At 61.7% G+C, this 20,093-nt stretch carries 16 protein-coding genes; 11 read left to right on the top strand and 5 right to left on the bottom strand.

Going from position 1 to position 20,093, the window contains the following annotated elements:
* Positions 1 to 5: 5 nt before the first annotated feature.
* Entirely contained in the window at positions 6 to 1,001 is a 996-nt protein-coding gene (locus ACK59H_RS05585) for an aldo/keto reductase (protein WP_060479517.1), read from the bottom strand.
* Positions 1,002 to 1,250: 249 nt separating this feature from the next.
* Between ACK59H_RS05585 and ACK59H_RS05580 the strand changes: the two genes are divergently transcribed.
* The 8 genes from ACK59H_RS05580 (at position 1,251) to ACK59H_RS05545 (ending at position 10,438) form a co-directional block, all read left to right on the top strand.
* A complete protein-coding gene (locus ACK59H_RS05580) occupies positions 1,251 to 1,991 on the top strand; it encodes a gluconate 2-dehydrogenase subunit 3 family protein (protein ID WP_060479518.1) in 741 nt (246 codons plus the stop codon).
* Between the two features lie 3 nt (positions 1,992 to 1,994).
* Positions 1,995 to 3,779, top strand: a complete 1,785-nt coding sequence (locus ACK59H_RS05575) for a GMC family oxidoreductase (RefSeq protein ID WP_060479519.1) — start codon at positions 1,995 to 1,997, stop codon at positions 3,777 to 3,779.
* Positions 3,780 to 3,791: 12 nt separating this feature from the next.
* A complete protein-coding gene (locus tag ACK59H_RS05570) occupies positions 3,792 to 5,030 on the top strand; it encodes a cytochrome c (protein WP_060479520.1) in 1,239 nt (412 codons plus the stop codon).
* A gap of 257 nt (positions 5,031 to 5,287) precedes the next feature.
* Positions 5,288 to 6,310, top strand: coding sequence for a LacI family DNA-binding transcriptional regulator (locus ACK59H_RS05565; RefSeq protein WP_409264296.1), 1,023 nt, complete (start codon positions 5,288 to 5,290; stop codon positions 6,308 to 6,310).
* Positions 6,311 to 6,378: 68 nt separating this feature from the next.
* Entirely contained in the window at positions 6,379 to 7,164 is a 786-nt protein-coding gene (locus ACK59H_RS05560) for an AP endonuclease (RefSeq protein ID WP_060479521.1), read from the top strand.
* Complete coding sequence (locus ACK59H_RS05555; RefSeq protein WP_060479522.1) at positions 7,157 to 8,107, top strand: sugar kinase; 951 nt, start codon at positions 7,157 to 7,159, stop codon at positions 8,105 to 8,107. The genes ACK59H_RS05560 and ACK59H_RS05555 overlap by 8 nt, the downstream gene beginning before the upstream one ends.
* A 63-nt stretch (positions 8,108 to 8,170) precedes the next feature.
* Positions 8,171 to 9,463, top strand: coding sequence for an MFS transporter (locus tag ACK59H_RS05550; RefSeq protein ID WP_186477239.1), 1,293 nt, complete (start codon positions 8,171 to 8,173; stop codon positions 9,461 to 9,463).
* Between the two features lie 9 nt (positions 9,464 to 9,472).
* A complete protein-coding gene (locus tag ACK59H_RS05545) occupies positions 9,473 to 10,438 on the top strand; it encodes a 2-hydroxyacid dehydrogenase (protein ID WP_409264295.1) in 966 nt (321 codons plus the stop codon).
* Between the two features lie 8 nt (positions 10,439 to 10,446).
* Here ACK59H_RS05545 and cprA read toward each other — a convergent pair whose 3' ends face one another.
* Positions 10,447 to 11,595 (bottom strand): cationic peptide resistance protein CprA, encoded by a 1,149-nt coding sequence (cprA, locus tag ACK59H_RS05540; RefSeq protein WP_060479525.1) that lies wholly within the window; start codon positions 11,593 to 11,595, stop codon positions 10,447 to 10,449.
* A 411-nt stretch (positions 11,596 to 12,006) separates the two neighbouring features.
* Here cprA and ACK59H_RS05535 point away from each other — a divergent pair, with 411 nt between their 5' ends.
* A complete protein-coding gene (locus tag ACK59H_RS05535) occupies positions 12,007 to 12,378 on the top strand; it encodes a hypothetical protein (RefSeq protein ID WP_060479526.1) in 372 nt (123 codons plus the stop codon).
* A gap of 39 nt (positions 12,379 to 12,417) precedes the next feature.
* On the opposite strand, the gene ACK59H_RS05530 is transcribed toward ACK59H_RS05535, so the two are convergent.
* Positions 12,418 to 13,605, bottom strand: a complete 1,188-nt coding sequence (locus ACK59H_RS05530) for an MFS transporter (RefSeq protein WP_060479527.1) — start codon at positions 13,603 to 13,605, stop codon at positions 12,418 to 12,420.
* Positions 13,606 to 13,693: 88 nt separating this feature from the next.
* Positions 13,694 to 15,064 carry an APC family permease gene (locus tag ACK59H_RS05525; protein ID WP_409264294.1) on the bottom strand — a complete coding sequence of 457 codons (1,371 nt, stop codon included), beginning with the start codon at positions 15,062 to 15,064 and terminating at the stop codon, positions 13,694 to 13,696.
* A gap of 308 nt (positions 15,065 to 15,372) precedes the next feature.
* On the opposite strand from ACK59H_RS05525, the gene ACK59H_RS05520 reads away from it, so the two are divergent.
* Together ACK59H_RS05520 and ACK59H_RS05515 are read left to right on the top strand one after the other, a co-directional pair.
* Complete coding sequence (locus ACK59H_RS05520; protein ID WP_060479529.1) at positions 15,373 to 16,866, top strand: aldehyde dehydrogenase; 1,494 nt, start codon at positions 15,373 to 15,375, stop codon at positions 16,864 to 16,866.
* A 140-nt stretch (positions 16,867 to 17,006) separates the two neighbouring features.
* Positions 17,007 to 17,507, top strand: a complete 501-nt coding sequence (locus ACK59H_RS05515; protein ID WP_060479530.1) for a peroxiredoxin — start codon at positions 17,007 to 17,009, stop codon at positions 17,505 to 17,507.
* A 27-nt stretch (positions 17,508 to 17,534) separates the two neighbouring features.
* Here ACK59H_RS05515 and ACK59H_RS05510 read toward each other — a convergent pair whose 3' ends face one another.
* On the bottom strand, positions 17,535 to 20,075 hold the full coding sequence (locus tag ACK59H_RS05510; RefSeq protein WP_060479531.1) for an HWE histidine kinase domain-containing protein: 2,541 nt from the start codon (positions 20,073 to 20,075) through the stop codon (positions 17,535 to 17,537).
* Between the last annotated feature and the right edge of the window lie 18 nt (positions 20,076 to 20,093).

The following is a 20,093-nucleotide window of genomic DNA, read 5'->3' as shown; positions in this document are numbered from 1 at the left end:
GCCGCTCACTTGAAGCCCGTCACCTGGTGGGGCACATAGGGCGCTTCGAGCCTGGCGATTTCCTCAGCACTGAGTTGGAACGCCAGCGCTGCAATCGCATCGTCGAGTTGTGCAACTTTCGAGGCGCCAACGATCGGCGCCGAGACACCGCTTTTGCCCAGCACCCAGGCCAGCGCCACCTGTGCCATCGGCACACCGCGCTCGGCTGCGACTTGCTCGACCACATCGATGACCCGGCCATCTTCCACTTCGGTTTTTTCGTAGAACGACTGCCCGGAAATATCGCTGCGGGTGCGCGCGGTCTGCTGGCCATGCGGGCGGGTCAGCCGGCCGCGAGCCATGGGGCTCCAGGGCATCAGGCCAACACCCATGTCCCTGCACATCGGGATCATTTCACGCTCTTCTTCCCGGTAGATCAGGTTGAGGTAGTTCTGCATCGACACGAAGCGGCTCCAGCCGTTGCAGGCTGCCACCTGCTGCGCTTTGGCGAACTGCCAGGCGTACATCGAGGAGGCGCCGATGTAACGGGCCTTGCCGGCTTTCACCACATCGTGCAGGGCCTCCATGGTTTCTTCGATGGGCGTGTGGTAGTCCCAGCGGTGGATCTGGTACAGGTCGACGTAGTCAGTGCCCAGGCGGGTGAGGCTGGCATCGATGTTAGCCATGATGGCCTTGCGCGACAGGCCCTGCTCGTTGGGGCGGTTGCTGCCCTGCCACATGTTGGCGGGGTAGAACACCTTGGTGGCGATTACCGTTTCGTCGCGGCGGGTGAATTCCTTCAGCAGCTTGCCAAGGATCAGTTCCGAGGTGCCGGCCGAATAACTGTTGGCCGTGTCGAAGAAGTTGATGCCTTGCTCGACGGCGTGGCGGATGATCGGGCGGCTGTCGGCTTCGCCCAAGGTCCACGGGTGGGTCCCGGCATCGGGTTCGCCGAAGGTCATGCAGCCCAGGCACAGTTTGGAGATATCCAGGCCGGTGTTGCCCAGTTTGACGTATTGCATCTGCTGATCCTCAGTGGTGGGTAGGGCGCCGCATACACGCTTAGCGATGCCGGCATGTGAGTAATGCTGCGGCGCACGCGGTCCATAGTTCGGCTGCACGGTACTGGAAGAGTACGGTACACCCCGATGAAACCGGTTTCAAAACATTTCCAAAGCGGCTAGATTACTCGGCTTTCTCGAGGGCGGGTGCCCTCGGCCGCACTCCAGATGGCGCAACCCAAGGCCACCCATTGCTGATGAGGATTACAAATGGCTGAGCAAGCCCCTGACAACCCGCGCCGGGATTTCCTGCGCAAGACCTTGACCCTGATCCCGGTGGTCACCGTGGCCAGCACCGGTTTAGGTGCCAGCCAGTTGCTGGCTGAGCCTGCGCATGCGCACGAACCCAAGGTGCCGGCCACACCACCGGCCGGGGCTTACCAGCCCAGCTTCTTCACCGCAGAGGAGTGGGCGTTCGTGCAGGCAGCGGTATCGCGCATCATTCCCGCCGATGAGCTTGGCCCAGGTGCGCTCGAGGCTGGCGCCGCCGAATTCATCGACCGGCAGATGAACACGCCTTACGCCACCGGGGCTCAGTGGTACATGCAAGGCCCGTTCAATGCCGATGCCGCCCCAGAGCTTGGCTATCAGCTGCAACTGAGCCCTCAGCAAATCTGGCGCCTGGGTATCGCCGCCACCGATGCATGGTGCAAGAACGCCAGCGGCAAAACCTTTGCCGAGCATGACAGCGCTACCCGCGACAAGGTGCTGACCAAGCTAGAAGCCGGTGAGATCGTTTTCGAACAGTTGCCAGCCAAGGTGTTCTTCAGCCTGTTGGTGCAGAACACCCGCGAGGGCTTTTTCTGCGACCCGATTCATGGTGGCAACAAAGGCATGGTTGGCTGGACGCAGATCGGCTTCCCAGGCGCGCGCGCCGACTTCATGGATTGGGTGGAGCGCAACGAGCCGTACCCGTTCCCGGCAGTTTCCATCCGTGGTGAGAGGGCATAAGGCATGGCCAACGCAATGAAAAAGGCCGACGTGGTGATCGTGGGCTTTGGCTGGACGGGCGCGATCATGGCCAAGGAACTCACCGAAGCAGGGTTGCAGGTAGTCGCCCTGGAACGTGGGCCGATGCAGGATACCTACCCCGATGGCAGCTACCCGCAGGTGATCGATGAGCTGACCTACAGCGTGCGCAAGAAGCTGTTCGTCGATGTTTCCAAAGAAACCGTGACCATCCGCCACAGCGTCAACGATGTCGCACTGCCCAACCGTCAGCTTGGCGCCTTCTTGCCGGGCAAGGGCGTCGGCGGCGCGGGCCTGCACTGGTCGGGCGTGCATTTTCGCGTAGACCCGATGGAGCTGCGCATGCGCAGCCACTACGAGGAACGCTACGGCAAACGCTTCATCCCCGAAGACATGACCATCCAGGACTTTGGTGTCAGCTACGAAGAGCTGGAGCCGCATTTCGACTTTGCCGAGAAGGTGTTCGGCACCTCGGGCCAGGCGTGGACCGTCAACGGCAAGCTGGTGGGCGAGGGCAAAGGCGGCAACCCCTATGCGCCAGACCGCTCCAACCCGTTCCCACTGCCGGCGCAGAAGAATGTGGTGTCGGCCAAGCTGTTCGAGCGCGCCGCCGCAAGCCTGGGGTACAAGCCTTACAACCTGCCGTCAGCCAACACGTCTGGCCCTTACACCAACCCGTATGGCGCGCAGATGGGCCCCTGTAATTTCTGCGGCTTCTGCAGCGGTTACGTGTGCTACATGTACTCCAAAGCTTCGCCTAACGTGAACATTCTGCCGGCCTTGCGCCAGGTGCCGAATTTCGAGCTGCGGGCCAACGCCCATGTGCTGCGGGTGAACCTGGACGACAGCAAGCGCAAAGCCACAGGCGTGACCTATATCGACGCCCAGGGCCGAGAGGTCGAGCAGCCGGCGGACATCGTGATCCTGGCCGCCTTCCAGTTCAACAACGTGCGGCTGATGTTGCTCTCGGGCATCGGCAAGCCTTACGACCCAGTCAAGAACGAAGGTGTGGTCGGGCGCAACTTCGCCTACCAGAACATGGGTACGGTCAAGGCGTTCTTCGACGAGAACACCTATACCAACAACTTCATCGGTGCTGGCGGCAACGGTGTGGCCATCGACGACTTCAATGCCGACAACTTCGACCACGGCCCGCACGGCTTCGTCGGCGGCTCGCCGATGTGGGTCAACCAGGCGGGTAGCCGTCCGATCTCAGGTACTGCCAACCCCCCCGGCACGCCAGCCTGGGGCAGTGCCTGGAAGAAGGCCACGGCGCAGTACTACACCCACCAGGTATCGATGGATGCCCATGGTGCGCACCAGTCCTACCGTGGCAACTACCTGGACCTGGACCCAACTTATCGCGATGCCTACGGCCAGCCGCTGCTGCGCATGACCTTCGACTGGCAAGAGAACGACATCAAGATGAACCAGTTCATGGTCGATAAGCTCAGCAAGGTGGCCCAGGCGATGAACCCAAAGTCCATTGCCATTCTGGGCAAGAAGGTCAAGGAGCATTTCAACACGGCCAGCTACCAGACCACCCACCTCAACGGCGGCGCCATCATGGGCACCGACCCCAAGACCAGCGCATTGAACCGCTATCTGCAAAGCTGGGACGTGCACAACGTATTCGTTCCCGGTGCATCGGCATTCCCCCAGGGCTTGGGCTACAACCCCACCGGGCTAGTGGCGGCGCTGACCTACTGGTCGGCCAAGGCGATCCGCGAGCAGTACCTGAAAAACCCCGGCCCGCTGGTAGCGGCTTGAGGAGCGATGCACATGAAAAACCTGTTGATCGCAACCCTGCTGCTGGGCACCAGCGCCGCCGTGCACGCTGACGATGCTTTGGTGAAAAAAGGCCAATACCTGGCCCGTGCCGGTGACTGTGTGGCCTGCCACACCGCCAAGGGCGGCAAGCCCTTCGCTGGCGGGCTGGCGATGCAAACGCCGATTGGCACCGTGTATTCCACCAACATCACGCCGGACCCTAGCGGCATCGGCCATTACAGCTTCGCCGAATTCGACCAGGCCGTGCGTAAAGGCATCGCCAAGGACGGCAGCACCTTGTACCCGGCCATGCCGTACCCGTCCTATGCGCGGGTCAGTGACCAAGACATGCAAGCGCTGTATGCCTATTTCATGCAAGGCGTGGAGCCAGTGGCACAGGCCAATAAGCCCACCGATATCCCGTGGCCATTGAGCATGCGCTGGCCGCTGGCGATCTGGCGTGGGCTGTTCGCCCCAGAGGTGCAAGCGGGGCAGGCACCAGCGGCTGCAGACCCTGTGGTCAGCCGTGGCGCCTACTTGGTCGAGGGCCTGGGCCATTGTGGCGCTTGCCACACGCCGCGGGCTTTGACCATGCAGGAAAAGGCCCTGAGCCCGGCGGACGGTGAGCAGTTCCTGGCCGGCAGTGCACCGCTGGAGGGTTGGATCGCCAAAAACCTGCGTGGCGATTACAAGGATGGCCTGGGCAGCTGGAGCGAGGCGCAGCTGGTGCAGTTTCTCAAAACGGGGCGCAGTGACCGCAGTGCAGTGTTTGGCGGTATGAGCGATGTGGTCGAGCACAGCATGCAGTACATGAGCGACGCCGACCTGACCGCTATCGCGCGCTATCTCAAGACCTTGCCGCCGAGCGACCCTAACGACAAGCCTCACGTCTATGACAAGCAGGTGGCCGATGCGCTGTGGCACGGTGATGACAGCAAGCCGGGAGCGTCGGTATACATCGACAACTGCGCGGCCTGCCACCGCACCGACGGCCAGGGGTATACCCGGGTGTTCCCAGCCCTGGCAGGCAATCCGGTGGTGCAGACGGCCGATGCCACTTCGTTGATTCATGTGGTGCTGGCGGGCGGCACGGTGCCGGCAACCCATACCGCGCCGTCGAACTTCACCATGCCGGCATTCGGCTGGCGCTTGAGCGACCAGGAAGTGGCTGAGGTGGTGAACTTCATTCGCACCAGCTGGGGCAACCAAGGCAGCCAGGTCAGCGCCAAGGATGTGAAAGACCTGCGCTAGCACGGGCTGGGCTTTGTGGGAGCCGGGTCACCTCGCCACTGCACTGCGCGGTGGCGGGTGCGGTTTGCGGGTGAACCCGCTTCCACAAGGCAGCTTCCTCACCGCAATCCAAAAGCTTTGCGAATGCTAGCGATCAGGGTTGCTACACATTTTTTTCGGCGCAGCAGCGCAAATGGTAGTTGCCGAACGCCCAGAGTTATGCTGTATTGAAACCGGTTTCATTGACCTACGCCGACAACAACCACAAGGGCCTTGCAATGACCGATTCACCTTCATACCCGCGCGAGCGCGTGACCATCAGTGAAGTGGCACGTGTGGCTGGCGTTTCCAAGGCCACGGTATCACGCTACATCGGTGGTGACCGCCAGTTGCTGGCCGAGGTGACCGCAAAGCGCCTGAAAGAGGTGATCGAGCGCCTTGGTTACCGCCCCAACCAAATGGCGCGGGGCCTCAAGCGCGGTCAGACGCGCCTGATCGGCATGCTGGTTGCCGATATTCTCAACCCTTACTCAGTGGCCGTGATGCATGGTGTGGAAACCGCCTGCCGTCAGCATGGCTACAGCCTGGTGGTGTGCAACACCAACCGTGACGACGAGCAGGAGCGCCATCACCTGACGGCGCTGCAGTCGTACAACGTCGAAGGCCTGATCGTGAACACCCTCGGCCGCCACCCCGGTGAACTGCTCAATCTACAGCGTGACATGCCCTTGGTGCTGGTCGACCGCCAACTGCCAGAGCTCAAGGCTGACCTGGTGGGGCTGGACAATGCCGATGCCATCGAGCAGGCACTGGACCACCTTCAAGCGCGCGGCTACCGCGACATCCTCGCCGTCACCGAACCGCTCGATGGCACCAGTTCGCGCCTGGAGCGGGTGCAAGCGTTTACGGCATCGATCAGCAACCGCGCCGGCATGCGCCAACAGTTGTTGGAGGTCGACGCCGGCTTGCCGGCCAACCTGGGCGCATTTCTGGCCAGCAATGGCCATGGGCGGCAAGCGATTTTCACCTTCAATGGCGTGGCCACACTTGCAGTGACCCGCGCGCTGCATGAATCCGGTTGCAAGCTGTTCAGCGATGTCGGCCTGATCGCCCTGGATGACCTGGACTGGTACCCCCTTGTTGGAGGCGGCATCACCGCTCTGTCTCAGCCTACCGAACGCATCGGCGTAGCGGCTTTCGAGTGCCTGCTCGAACGCCTGCGTGGCAATAGCGACATGCCACGGCGCATCGATTTCAAGGCACAACTGATTACCCGAGGTTCCACCCAAGTAGACAAATAAGCCGGTGCAGCTTGCTGCCCAGCTTAGTGCACGCTAAAAATGAAACCGGTTTCATAAGGACAAAAACAATGCACTCGAACCCCGTTTCCATCAGCCTCTCCAGCTACGGCGCCGACCTGGTGCGCCAACGCGGGCAGATGAGCTTTATCGATCTGTTGGCAGCCGCCGGCGTCAGGCGTATCGAACTGCGCGAGGAATTGTTCGACGCCCCGCCGGACCCTGCCTCGTTCAGCGCGGCAATCACCAGAGCTGGGCTGGAAGCCCTCTACTCGTCGCCGCTCGAACTGTGGACGGTGCAGGGTCAGCCAGACCCACGCCTGCCCGCCAAGCTCGCACTGGCAAGGGCGTTCGGCGCGGTGGCGCTGAAGGTGTCACTGGGTCATTACCGTGAGCGCTGCGATCTCGGCGCCTTGCAGGCCTTGTTTGCAGAGGGTGACCCGGTGTTGCTGGTGGAAAACGACCAAACGCTCCAGGGCGGGCGCATCGAGCCGCTGGTGCGTTTCTTCCAACGTGCCCACAGCTGGGAAATACCGCTTGGCATGACCTTCGACATCGGCAACTGGCAGTGGCAGGGGGAGTCCGCGTTGCAGGCCGCCCGGCAACTGGGTAAGTGGGTGCGCTATGTGCATTGCAAGGCCGTGCAGCAAAGCCCTGATGGCCGCTTGCACGCCGTGCCGCCTGCTGAGGCCGATCTGCTGGCCTGGGAGGCGTTGTTCGATGAGTTCAGCCCTGGCCTTGTGCGGGCCGTCGAGTACCCACTGGTCAGCGATGACCTGTTGACCTTGACCCGTAACCAAGTCAACAGCCTGGCAAGGCTTGGGCTGGGTGCAAGCAAGGAGGTGAGCCATGCTTGAGCATGACGTGTTGTGCTTTGGCGAAACCATGGCCATGTTCGTGGCCGAGCAGGCGGGCGAGCTCGCCAGCGTCGGTGCGTTCGGCAAGCGTATTGCCGGCGCCGACAGCAACGTTGCCATCGGCCTGGCCCGGCTGGGCTTTCGCGTACGTTGGCTGAGCCGGGTAGGCGATGACTCGCTGGGGCGTTTCGTGCTGGCCAGCCTGCGCGAGGAGGGCTTGGATTGTAGCCGTGTCGAGGTAGACCCCAGCCGCCCGACGGGCTTCCAACTGAAAAGCCGCTGCGACGACGGCAGCGACCCGGTGGTGGAATACTTCCGCGCCGACTCTGCCGCGAGCCGCTTGTCCACTTCGCTGCTCGACGATGAGTTGACAAAGGCCCGTCACCTGCACGCCACCGGTATTCCACCGGCGCTGTCGGCCAGTTGCCGAGCACTGTCCCACGCCCTGGTCGATGCCATGCGCGCTGCGGGGCGCAGCATTTCCTTCGACCCCAACCTGCGGCCATCGCTGTGGCCAGACCGCACCACCATGGTCCGGGAGATCAACGCACTGGCGGCTAAAGCCCATTGGGTGCTGCCCGGGCTGGAGGAGGGGCGTTTGCTCACTGGCCAGCATACCCCGGCCGACATTGCTGCCTTCTACCTCGATCAGGGTGTGGAACACGTCGTGATCAAGTTGGGAGATGCCGGTGCTTACTACCGCAATGCCCGTGACGCAGGGCAGGTCGCCCCAGTGCCGGTTGCCAAAGTGGTGGACACGGTCGGTGCCGGGGATGCCTTCGCTGTCGGTGTGGTCAGCGGGCTGCTCGAGGGCCTGCCACTGGCTGAGGCGGTCGCCCGCGGCAACTGGTGCGGCAGCCGCGCGGTACAGTCGCGCGGCGACATGGAAGGCCTGCCACACCGTCATCAATTGCAAGCGCACGAACTGCGCAGAAGTGCCTGAACCGCTGATCGCCGGCTAGCCGGCCCTGTTGCGACAAAAACAACAAGCTCAGGAGTATGTTTCATGCAATCGACTCGCCTTGCACCACGCCGGTGGTGGTACATCATCCCGATCGTTTTCGTTACCTACAGCCTGGCCTATCTGGACCGCGCCAACTACGGCTTTGCCGCAGCGTCGGGCATGGCCGACGACCTGAAGATCACCCCTGTGCTGTCCTCGTTGCTGGGGGCACTGTTCTTCCTCGGGTACTTCTTCTTTCAGGTGCCGGGGGCTATCTACGCGCAAAAGCGCAGCGTCAAGAAGCTGATTTTCGTCAGCCTCATCCTCTGGGGTAGCCTGGCGACCCTGACCGGCATGATCAGCAACGTCTACCTGTTGATCGCCATCCGCTTTTTGCTTGGGGTAGTGGAAGCTGCGGTGATGCCGGCCATGCTGGTGTACCTGTGCCACTGGTTCACCCGGGCCGAACGCTCGCGGGCCAACACCTTCCTGATGCTAGGCAACCCGGTGACCATCCTGTGGATGTCGGTGGTGTCTGGCTACCTGATCAAGCAGTTCGACTGGCGCTGGATGTTCATCATCGAGGGGTTGCCGGCAGTACTGTGGGCCTTCATCTGGTGGCGCCTGGTCGATGACCGGCCTGCCCAGGTGACCTGGCTGAGCGATGCCGAAAAGGCCAGCCTGCAGCAGGCCCTGGCGGCTGAGCAGCAAGGCATCAAACCGGTGAAGAACTACCGCGAGGCGTTCCGTTCGCCACAGGTGATCGTGCTGTCGCTGCAATACTTCTGCTGGAGTATCGGTGTGTATGGCTTTGTGCTGTGGCTGCCGTCGATTCTCAAGCAGGCAGCCAATGTCGATATCGTCCAGGCCGGCTGGCTGGCCTCGGTGCCTTATGTGGCTGCGGTGCTGGGTATGCTGGCTGTTTCCTGGGCCTCGGACAAACTGCAAAAGCGCAAGCGTTTCGTCTGGCCCCCGCTGTTGATCGCTGCCGTGGCGTTCTATGGCTCGTATGCGCTGGGAAGTGAGCACTTCTGGTTGTCCTATGCGCTGTTGGTGGTTGCAGGGGCTTGCATGTATGCGCCTTACGGGCCGTTTTTCGCCATAGTCCCTGAGATATTGCCGAGCAACGTAGCCGGTGGTGCCATGGCGCTGATCAATAGCATGGGCGCATTGGGTTCGTTCGGGGGTTCCTGGCTGGTGGGCTACCTCAATGGCGCCACTGGCGGCCCGGGCGCCTCCTACCTGTTCATGTCAGGGGCGTTGCTCACGGCTGTCGCCCTGACCGTCTTGCTGAAAACCTCACCCAACTCAGGCCGGGCCAAACGCGGTGGCCCGCGCCTGGCCGTGAGCCAATAGGGAACCGTCATGAAAAAACGTATCGTTCTATACAAACGCCTGTCCGATGCCTTGCTGGCCAAGCTTGAAGAGCAGGTGCAGGTGACTTGGGTGGATGCCCATGCACCGGACGGCATGGCCCGGTTGCGCGATGCCTTGCCAGGCGCGCACGGGCTGTTGGGCGCCAGTGTGCGGCTGGGCAGCGACCTGCTGGACCTTGCGCCCCAGCTGGAGGTGATAGCCAGTGTGTCAGTTGGCGTGGATAACTACAACATCGCCGACCTGACCCGGCGTGGAGTGAAACTGACCAACACGCCGGACGTGCTGACCGAAACCACCGCCGATACCGGTTTTGCGCTGATCCTGGCCACTGCGCGACGTGTTGTGGAACTCGCGGGCTGGGTGCGGGAGGGGCGTTGGCAGGCGAGCCTTGGGCCGGCGCACTTCGGCACCGATGTGCATGGCAAGACCTTGGGCATCGTCGGCATGGGCCGAATTGGTGAGGCGCTGGCGCGGCGCGGCGCGGCGGGGTTCGGCATGCGCGTGCTGTACCACAGTTCGCGGCCCAAGCCCGAGGTGGATGCGCGCTATGGGGCGCGCTACTGCAGCCTGGAGACGCTGCTGGCCGAGGCCGATTACCTGTGCCTGACGGTGCCGCTCAGTGCCAGCACCGCAGGGCTGATCGGCGCGCAGCAGCTGGCGCTGATGAAGCCCGAGGCAATCCTGGTGAACATCGCTCGCGGCCGGGTGGTGGATGAAGCGGCCTTGATCGATGCTTTGCAGAACAAGCGGATTCGCGGTGCTGGGCTGGATGTGTTCGTTCAGGAGCCGTTGCCTGCCGATTCGCCACTGTTGCAACTCGATAATGTGGTGGCCACGCCGCACATCGGTTCAGCAACCCATGAAACCCGGGAGGCCATGGCGCGATGTGCGGTGGACAACCTGCTGAGTGCCCTGGCGGGCGAGCGTCCGCCTAACTGGGTCAACGGCAACTGATCAGGGCGTTATTTGAAGTCCCACTGCATCTGCGTGGCAATGCTGACCCCACGGGAGGATTTCACGCAGACATCCAAGTAGTCGGTGAAGCGTGGAGGCATGGCAATGCCTTCTTCCAGCAGGCGGCTGTTGTCGAACAGGTAGTTCAGATCGGCAAAGCCGCTGTACAGGCGCAAGGCGCGCAGTACCAGGCGCGGGTTGGCCGGGCCGATGCGCGCTTCGAAGTCCTGGGCCAGGCTTTTCAGGTCATCGACATCGACCTTGCGGTAGCGCTCGCCCACCGGTTGCGCGCCATTGGCGAAGGCGAACGCGCGGTCGATCTCGCCAAAGGTGCAGGCCGCCTGATGGCCTGCGGATATGTGGTACAGGTTGTGCTCCAGGCGCGGCTTGAGGGTGAGACCGATCAACGCTTCGGCGCAATAGTCGACCGGGATCACATCGATCTGCTCGTCCAGCTCGCAGGTGAAGCTTTCCAACGCGAACCCCATGCGGAACACCCAGAAGATGCTGGCCGAAGCCTGGCAGCCGAGGGTGCGGTGGCCAACCACGATCGATGGGCGCGCCACCACCAGCGGCAGTTGCGGCAGCTGCACGCGCATGCGCCGTTCGATCTCAGCCTTGGAGGCGGTGTAATCGACCAGTTGCTGCTCGGCTGCGGGAAATTCCCAGGATTCGCTGATCGGCGATTGGCGCGCAGGACCGCAGCTCATGGCTGTGCCCACGTGCAGAAAACGCTTGAGGCGCGATGAGCGGTTCATCACCTCGGCGAAGGCGTAGGTGCCTTCGACATTCACCGGCCAGATGTTCGGGTTCTTGGAGAACGACGCCACGGCTGCGCAGTTGATCACCCGGTCGATCTGCATCAGCCGTGGTGTCGCCTCGGCCAGCCAGGCGGTGTCGAGGAAATCGCCACAGATTATCTGCTCGTCGCGCAGTGCCAGGCAGTTGCGCTCTGCCACGCCATGCTGTCGCAGGTTGGCCCGCAGGCGTTCGAGCCCTTGCCCAGGGTTGTCGGCGCGGACCAGGAAACACAAGTTTGCGCTGCGCCCATTGGCGATCAATTGGGCAGTGACGGAGCCGCCGAGAAAGCCGGTGGCGCCAGTCAGCAACAGTTGCTCGTGTTGTTCGAAGTCGATAGGAGCGGCAGGCGCGTTCATAAACTTCCTCTGAAAAGTTTATTGGCGGATATTGAGGTCAAGCTCGTGCCAAGGGCGCGCAGGGGTTGGCGTTCAGCTCGGAGCGTGGGCGATTGTCAGGGCGTTGGGTGGGGCATTGCAATTAACGAAGTGCACGCTTTGAATGAAACAAAAGTTATGCAAAGTAGCACCGCTAAACAACTAAAAGGGGGCAGTTAAGTTTGCCAGCTTATAGGTTCTAATTCAGTGATGAAGTTGTGAAAAAAATGCTGACCGGGTCTGACTCGACCTTTTTGTGGCAATGACGGCCCACGAATATGAGCCGTTGATCGGGAAAAAGCGCTTTCTCCCAGGCGAAGTGCCACTTTTTCGACATCATTACACTCACACACCTACGAGCTATCACTTTAGAAGGATGGGGGTGCCAAAAAAATGCCGCTGATGTTCACGCCAGAACAGCAACTCAGGACCTGCGCCCTGCTCGTGATGTGCCCGCGCGTGGGCGAATTGTTCGCGCTGATGAACCAAGCGCTGGTGCAGCCAATGCCGCACTGCTCGGGCTGGGAACTGTCGGAGACGCTGTTGGCGCGGATCGAGGACATGGTAGACAACAAACCCCAGGCCATGGCCTTTTTTGCCTATCAACTGCAGGCCTGGAGCAAGGAGGGCTACTTGCCAGCGCAGGACATCACCGCGCTGTACATGATGGGTAAGGCGTTGCATGACCCTACCGGGGAGAAGCTTGAGCTGGCACCGTCGACCCGAAGCGCACTGGAGCGCTTGATCAGCATGGCCCAGCGCTAGCTCAAGCCCCGCCGCGGTCAGGCAGGGGCCAGGTGGTGTTCAATGCCCGCCTTTCATGCGCCGCGCTACACAGTAGATCAGCAGCCCGGCCACAGCGGTAGCGGCTCCGATGTAGCCTGTGCTGGTCCAGCCTAGGCCAGCACTGATGGCCATACCGCCAAACCAAGGGCCCAGGGCATTGGCCAGGTTGAAGGCGGCATGGTTGGAGGCGGCAGCCAGGCTTGGCGCTTCATGGGCGATATCCATCAGGCGAATCTGCAGCGGTGCGGCCAGGGCGATCATGGTGCCCACCAGGCCGATGCCCAGTAGCACCGACCACAAGGCTTGGGCGGCGAAACTGAACACCAGCAGCACAGCAGCCGACCACACCAGCACAATGCCTACGGCGCGGAATTGCAAGCGGTCGAACAGCTTGCCGCCGGCAATGTTGCCGATGATGCCCCCTGCACCGAACGCTGCCAGGCCGAAGGGTATCCACTCTGGCCCCACTTGGGTGACCTGGAGCATGGTCGGTGCCAGATAGCTGAACACACAGAACATGCCGGCAAAGCCGATCGCTGCGATGCCCAGTGCCATCCAAACCTGGGGCAGGGTGAACGCTTTGAGTTCTTTGCGCGGGTCGCTGCGCGGCTCATCGTGAGGTTGCGGCACATAGCGCCAAACCAAGCCGATGGTGCACAAGGCGATGGCGCCAACCAGCACGAACGCCGAGCGCCATCCGAAAAACTGGCCGAGGAAGGTCGCGACCGGGTTGCCCAGCAGCATTGCCAAGGTCAGGCCCATCATCACCCGGGCGACTGCCCCAGCGCGTTGGTCGCTCGCCACCATGCTTGCCGCTACCACCGCAGCGATGCCGAAATAAGCGCCATGGGGCAGGCCGCTGATGAAGCGAAAGGCAACCATGCTTGTGAACGATGGAGCAAAGGCCGTGGCCAGGTTGCCGATGGCATACAGCGCCATCAGCAACAACAGCATGTGCTTGCGCAGCAGCTTGGCGCCGAGAATCGCCAAGGTCGGGGCGCCGACCACCACACCCAAGGCATAAGCACTGATGGCATGGCCGACTTGTGGCTCGGTCAGATGCAGATTGCTGGCGATGTCAGGCATCAGCCCCATAATGGCAAATTCGCCCGTGCCGATGGCGAAGCTGCCCAGCGCCATCGCAGCCTCCATCTTGGCGACGGCGCCCTTGGAAGCGGCCAGCGGCGGTAGTTCCTGAACAGACATTGCGGTCCCTTAATGAAACATACTGAAACGTTTAATCAGGGATTGTAACATTCAAGGAAATTCAGGTCGCTGGCGATGACGCGAGCGGTTATTCCGCCATCTGCAAGTCTGGCAGCTTGACCGTGAAAGCCTTGGTCAGGCCCAGCAGGCAAAGCAAGCCCACACCCATCCAGCACAGCCCGATGGTGAAGGACATGCTCGACAAGCTGGTCCACAACCAGATCGTGCTGAGAAACCCAAGTGCCGGGATGGCGCCGTACCACAGGTAATTGCGCATGCCGCGCAATTTCTGGTCGATCAGGTAGTGCTTGAGTACAGCAAGGTTCACTGCCGAAAACGCGAACAGGGCGCCAAAACTGATCATGTTGGCCACAGTATCCAGGGTGATGAACAGCGCTATCAGCGAGAGCACACTGACCAGCATGATCGCCGTTGCCGGCACGCGCTTTTTGCTGACCAATCGGCCAAACACCCGTGGCAGCGCGCCATCGCGGCCCATCGCGAACAACACTCGGGACACGCTGGCCTGTGACACCATGGCCGATGCGAAACAGCCCGCCACGTAGGTTGCGGTGAACGCGGTAACCAGCATTTCCCCACCCACACGGCGCATCACATCCACCGAGGCCGAGTCCGGGTCGGCGAAGCTTGCCCAGTCGGGGAACACCATCTGGGCGAAGTACGACACCACGAGAAACAGCAAACCGCCAATCAGCGACACAGCCATGATCGCCTGGGGGATACGCCTTGTCGGGTCAGTGGTTTCCTCGGCCATGGTCGACACGGCATCGAAGCCCAGGAACGACAGGCACAGCACCGCCGCCCCGGTCATGATCAACGGCACGCTGAAACCGTCGTGGTGAAACGGCGCCAGCAGTGAAACTGGCGCCGCCTGGTCGTCGAGCTGACGGATCGACAGCGCGACGAACACCACGATGAACACCAATTGCGCCACGACCAGGATCCAGTTGACCCGAGTGATGGACTCGATGCCGATCAGGTTGAGAAAGGTCACCAGCGCTATGGAACCTGCCACCCAAACCCAGGCATGAATTGCAGGGAAATACTCAGACATGTAAATGCCGATCAACAGGTAACTGAGCAAGGGTAGGAAGATGTAGTCCAGCAGCAAAGTCCAGCCAGCGATGAAGCCGAAGTGGCTACCGAATGCCTTGCGGGTGTAGGTGTAAACAGACCCGGAGTAAGGGTGCGCCTGGACCATGCGGCCATAGCTGTAGGCGGTCAAGAGCATGGCGGCGAGGGTCATAACGTAGGCGATGGGCAGGTGCCCTTTGGTCATCTGGGTGACCAACCCATAGGTCGTGAAGACCGCAAGGGGGACCATGTAGGCCAGACCGAACAGCACCAGCGCGGTCATGCCCATGGATTTTCTGAAGCGGCTTGCAACTGGGTTGGAGCAAGGGTGCTGGTGCTGGGCTGTAGTTGTTGTTGTATGCATGGCTGACTCCTGAAAGGGATGCAGGAAGCTGCAGTAAGCGAGCGCGCTCGCTACGGCGGAACACGTTGGCTCAGAGGGGGTGCATGGGGTGGGTCGGCTGGAATGCTCCCACACTCGCCAAGGCCTCGAAATCACCCTTTCGGGGGAGCAGCCTGCGCCCCCGGCGCGCTACGTGGCGCCTGGGTTTGATGAGTATTTTCCTGGGCAAGTGGCAGCAAAAAGCTGGTTTCGCCAGACCTGCGGCCAGGCCAAGAATGTTCGCCAGACCCATAACAATCAGACCGCAGGGACGGTCGTCAGGAGTGTGTATGTTCGATTTGGGATACTGGCAACAGCGCGCTGCGGGCCTGAGCCTGCGGGACAAGGCTCTGATCGATGGGCGCCAGGTCGGTGCGGCCAGCGGTGCCACCTTCGATGCGATCAACCCCGCCACTGAGCAGGTACTGGCTCGTGTGGCTGGGTGTGAACAGGCCGAAGTCGACATGGCCGTCAAAGCGGCGCGCAGGGCGTTCGAGCAAGGGCCGTGGCCACGCATGGCGCCCGCCGAGCGCAAGAAAGTGCTGCTGCGCCTGGCCGAGCTGATCATGGCTCATCGTGAAGAGCTGGCGCTGTTGGACTCGCTGAACATGGGCAAGCCGGTGATGGATGCCTATAACATCGATGTGCCGGGCTCGGCCCACGTCTTTGCCTGGTATGGCGAGGCGCTCGACAAACTCTATGATCAGGTTGCGCCCACCGCTGCCAATGCCTTGGCCACCATTACCCGTGAAGCCTTGGGTGTGGTCGCTGCCGTAGTACCGTGGAACTTCCCGCTCGATATGGCCGCGTGGAAGCTGGCCCCAGCGTTGGCTGCAGGCAATAGCGTCGTACTCAAGCCGGCAGAGCAGTCGCCGTTTTCTGCGTTGCGTCTGGGCGAGCTGGCACTTGAGGCGGGCTTGCCGGAGGGTGTGCTCAACGTGGTCCCGGGGCTTGGCGAAACGGCAGGCAGCGCGCTGGGGTTGCACGCTGACGTGGATTGCCTGGTATTCACCGGCTCCACTCAGGTGGGCAAATACTTCATGCAGTATTCGGCGCAGTCCAACCTCAAGCAAGTGTGGCTGGAATGCGGCGGCAAGAGCCCGAATCTGGTATTCGCCGACTGCCAAGATCTGGACCTGGCCGCCGAAAAGGCAGCTTTTGGTATTTTCTTCAACCAAGGCGAAGTGTGCTCGGCCAATTCGCGGTTGTATGTACAGCGGGCGATCCATGACGAGTTCATCGAGTTGCTCCAGGCCAAGGCCCGCCAGTGGCAACCAGGCAATCCGCTGGATCCGGCCAGCCGCGCAGGCGCTATTGTCGATGCCGAGCAGGCCAGCCGTATCGCCCGCGCCATCGGCTTGGCCAGCGAGCAGGGGGCGCGCCTGCTGTGTGGTGGGCAGCGCCTGACCATCGGCGCTTCCAACAACTTCATCGAGCCGACCATCTTCGCCGATGTGGACCAACGCATGAGTTTGGCCAGGGAAGAGGTTTTTGGCCCTGTGCTTGCGGTGAGCGCGTTTGATAGCGAAGAGCAGGCCATTGGCCTTGCCAATGACAGCATCTACGGCCTGGCGGCCTCGGTATGGAGCGATGACCTGAACCGCGCGCACCGGGTTGCGCGGGCGCTGAAGGCTGGCACGGTATCGGTCAACACCGTGGATGCCCTGGATGTGACGGTGCCCTTCGGCGGTGGCAAACAGTCCGGGTTCGGCCGCGACCTTTCGTTGCACTCGTTCGACAAGTACTCGCAGTTGAAGACTACCTGGTACCAACTACGTGGCTGAGCCTTTTAGCGCCTGTGGGATCGAGCGCCGCCCAAGAGCTCAAGCCGAGCCCCTAGGCTTGAGTGAACAGCATTATCATGTACCGGCGGGGACGCTTGCTGCATCATGTCGCCCGCCCCCCATTCAACCAGGAGACCGCAATGATACAGCTCGGCGAACACCTGCCCGATTCCACGCTGTACGCATACAGCAATGGTGATGGCGCCTGCCCGATCGGCCCAGATGCCTTTTCGGTACGCGAACGCTGCAAGAACAAAAGTGTGGTGATTTTTGGTTTACCCGGCGCCTTCACCCCCACGTGCTCCGAGCGACATGTGCCAGGTTACGTAGCGCAGGCACAGGCACTGTTCGCAGCTGGCGTCGACGAGATTCTGTGTGTGTCGGTCAACGATGCATTCGTCATGAATGCCTGGGGCAACAGCCTGCAGGTGGGCGATGCGGTGCAGATGATCGGCGACGGCAACGGCGAATTCAGCGCTGCGCTAGGGCTGACCCAGGATCTCTCGGCGCGGGGGATGGGGCGCCGTTCACTGCGCTATGCGCTGTGGGTGGTCGACGGTGTGGTGAAACATATTGCAGTGGAGGCGCCTGGCAAGTTCGAGGTCAGCGACGCGGCCAGTACACTGGCTGCGATACGCTGACGGTCTGGGGCGCCTGCCTGCTGCCGGTCATGGAGCAAGCAGTTCTTGCAGGCTGGCCAGAATGGTATTGGCATCGTAGGGCTTGCGGATCACTTTCACGTGTTGCAGGTGCTGGGCAATGCTGGCGCCGTCGCCATAGCCGGTGGCGAACACGAACGGCACACCTCTTCGCGCCAGTTCATCTGCAACATTGACCGAAGTCCCCGTGCCCAGATTGATGTCCAGTATCGCTACATCGGGTGTTCGGCTGGCCAGCACCTTCATGGCTTCGCTCTCCGAGCCTGTCGTGATGACATCGGTGATCTGGGCGTCGTTGAGTATCTGCTCCAAGCCCACGGCAATCACCAACTGGTCCTCCAGAATGAGGACACAGGCATCGTTGTACGCGGCCAGCACGTTGCTCTCTTGCGCTAACTGCGTGACAGGACAGGGGCCCTCGGGGTCTGTGCTCAATGAAAGGTGCCGGGACGGGATCTTGAAAAAGCCCTGCAGTCCTTCAGGCAGGTATTCGACTCTGCTGGTGCCACCCAGGTCGAATGGGATGCTGCGGTCGATCAGCACTGTGCCAAAGCCTGTGCGCCTGGGCGCAAGAACCGTTGGCCCATGGTATTCACGCCAGGTGATGTCGCAGGCCTGCCCGGCGTCGAGTTCCCACGTGACACTGAGCTTGCCACCGGCTCTGGACAGTGCCCCGTACTTGGCCGCATTGGTGGCGAGCTCGTGCAGCACCAAGGCCATGACCGAATACGCCCGCGCGTCGAGAATCACGTTGGGCCCAATAAGCTCAATCGCGCCGGCTGACGTACGGTACGGCGACAGTTCAGCGTCGAGCAAGGTTGCCAGGCGCCCACCACCATCACCGCGCACGACCTGGTCGTGGGCCAGGGAAAGCGCGTGGATGCGGCCTTTGAGGTTCGCCACATAGTCCCTGATGGTCTGCTGCTCGGACACTGGGTGAGCGACCAGCGCACCGATCAGTGACAGAATGTTCTTGACCCTATGGTTGAGCTCTTCATTGAGCATGCGCTGGCGGATATCAGCCTTTGAGCGCTCATTGGCGAGCAGTTCAGTGTTGTGCAGCACCACTTCGACGATCGCTTTACGAATGGCCTCGCCAAATTGCCGATCCTGTTCGCTCCAGGGCACCGACTGCTGATGCACGGTTTCTTTCCAGATCGCGAAGCTCTTGCGTGGCGTCAAGCGGTCGCCAAGTGCACCTGTCTCGTATGTTTTGTTCGGGTCGCCGGCCCAATCCAAGGTTTCCACGACCTCCTTGCGAAACAGCATGAGGTAGTCCCTTGGCGTTTGCGACATCGGGATAATCAGCACACCGGAGGCTTGCGTGGCGTATTGTTGGGCTGCAGGGTGCGTCATCGAAAGCCGGTTGGATGCCCAGGTCTTGCCCGCGGCAATGCTCTGTGCAAGGGCCAGCAGGTCGGCGATGGCAGCGTGGGGCGGCGTCAGCCCGTTCGACACCCAGCGCCCTTGGATCGACATGCCGATGCCGTCGCAGGGTATCAGCGACTGGAATTCACCAAGCCGCGACTGGAAGAAGGTCTCGATGTTCGCAGTACGGTTGGCATCGCTGAGCAACGCATCCAGCGCCTTGTGGACGTTGACCGCCGCGCTTAGGTGCTCACGGGTACGCAGCGTCTGTATGTGCAGCGAGAAGAACTCACCGAACATTTCGGCCGCTACCCGTTGCCCCATGCTCAGCGAACGGGGCGAGTAATGGTGGCAGGCGATCAGCCCCCATAGTGCGCCATCGACGATCACCGAAATCGACATGGATGCGCCGACGCCCATGTTGGTCAGGTATTCACAATGCACCGGTGACACGCTCCGCAAGTGAGCGTAGGAAAGGTCCAAGGGTTCGCCGGATGGATCCAACACCGGGTCGATCGCAACGCGCTGGTAGGCGACGTCGGAAATGACCCGGATCGGGTTGCGCAGGTAAAGGGCGCGGGCCTGTTGAGGAATATCGGACCCGGGGAAGTACTGGCCGAGGAAGCTTTCCAGGTCGCCGCGCTTGGCTTCGGCCACAACCTTGCCGGCACCGTCACTTCCCAGCTGGTAAATCATCACCCGGTCATAACCGAGCACCGCACGCACGAACCGGGCGGCATCTCGGAACAGCTTCAGTGGCTGGTCAACCTCACGCAATTGAGCAATGAGCGTACGTGCCATTTCGATGGGCTCGGCGATGCCGGCGCCAGCGGGCTCGAACTCGATGATTGCGCTGCCCTTGAATAAATGGGTCGAGACATCGCACGTGCGGCCCGACGGCAGCACCACGCTGAAGGTCTGCGAGGGACGTGCGCCCTCACGGGTGCGGGCGAGCGAATTACGCAGGGTGTGTGCCACCTCGTGGCCGAGCAGGGCGCTCAGTTGCTGACCATTGATTGCACAGGTCAAGCCGAGCATTGTCGGCAGATTTACCGAATGGCGCAGTACCACGGTCGCTGAGGCATCGCAGGCCAGCAAACAGCCGTGGGGCTGAATGCTGCCAGGGATTTGGATTGGCTCTCGATCACAGTTGGTCAGATTGATCTGGGGGTCGAAGGGCATCGGTCCTGTGCCGTTAGC

The sequence above is a fragment of the Pseudomonas sp. KCJK9000 genome, from assembly GCF_046230725.1.
Taxonomy (GTDB): domain Bacteria; phylum Pseudomonadota; class Gammaproteobacteria; order Pseudomonadales; family Pseudomonadaceae; genus Aquipseudomonas; species Aquipseudomonas promysalinigenes.
This window is presented reverse-complemented; position numbering and strand designations above follow the sequence as displayed.

Bases quoted from the DNA above. Each gene is read 5' to 3' on its own strand.
- ACK59H_RS05585 (WP_060479517.1), bottom strand. From the start codon at position 1,001: ATGCAATACGTCAAACTGGGCAACACCGGCCTGGATATCTCCAAACTG.
- ACK59H_RS05580 (WP_060479518.1), top strand. From the start codon at position 1,251: ATGGCTGAGCAAGCCCCTGACAACCCGCGCCGGGATTTCCTGCGCAAG.
- ACK59H_RS05575 (WP_060479519.1), top strand. From the start codon at position 1,995: ATGGCCAACGCAATGAAAAAGGCCGACGTGGTGATCGTGGGCTTTGGC.
- ACK59H_RS05570 (WP_060479520.1), top strand. From the start codon at position 3,792: ATGAAAAACCTGTTGATCGCAACCCTGCTGCTGGGCACCAGCGCCGCC.
- ACK59H_RS05565 (WP_409264296.1), top strand. From the start codon at position 5,288: ATGACCGATTCACCTTCATACCCGCGCGAGCGCGTGACCATCAGTGAA.
- ACK59H_RS05560 (WP_060479521.1), top strand. From the start codon at position 6,379: ATGCACTCGAACCCCGTTTCCATCAGCCTCTCCAGCTACGGCGCCGAC.
- ACK59H_RS05555 (WP_060479522.1), top strand. From the start codon at position 7,157: ATGCTTGAGCATGACGTGTTGTGCTTTGGCGAAACCATGGCCATGTTC.
- ACK59H_RS05550 (WP_186477239.1), top strand. From the start codon at position 8,171: ATGCAATCGACTCGCCTTGCACCACGCCGGTGGTGGTACATCATCCCG.
- ACK59H_RS05545 (WP_409264295.1), top strand. From the start codon at position 9,473: ATGAAAAAACGTATCGTTCTATACAAACGCCTGTCCGATGCCTTGCTG.
- cprA (WP_060479525.1), bottom strand. From the start codon at position 11,595: ATGAACGCGCCTGCCGCTCCTATCGACTTCGAACAACACGAGCAACTG.
- ACK59H_RS05535 (WP_060479526.1), top strand. From the start codon at position 12,007: ATGCCGCTGATGTTCACGCCAGAACAGCAACTCAGGACCTGCGCCCTG.
- ACK59H_RS05530 (WP_060479527.1), bottom strand. From the start codon at position 13,605: ATGTCTGTTCAGGAACTACCGCCGCTGGCCGCTTCCAAGGGCGCCGTC.
- ACK59H_RS05525 (WP_409264294.1), bottom strand. From the start codon at position 15,064: ATGCATACAACAACAACTACAGCCCAGCACCAGCACCCTTGCTCCAAC.
- ACK59H_RS05520 (WP_060479529.1), top strand. From the start codon at position 15,373: ATGTTCGATTTGGGATACTGGCAACAGCGCGCTGCGGGCCTGAGCCTG.
- ACK59H_RS05515 (WP_060479530.1), top strand. From the start codon at position 17,007: ATGATACAGCTCGGCGAACACCTGCCCGATTCCACGCTGTACGCATAC.
- ACK59H_RS05510 (WP_060479531.1), bottom strand. From the start codon at position 20,075: ATGCCCTTCGACCCCCAGATCAATCTGACCAACTGTGATCGAGAGCCA.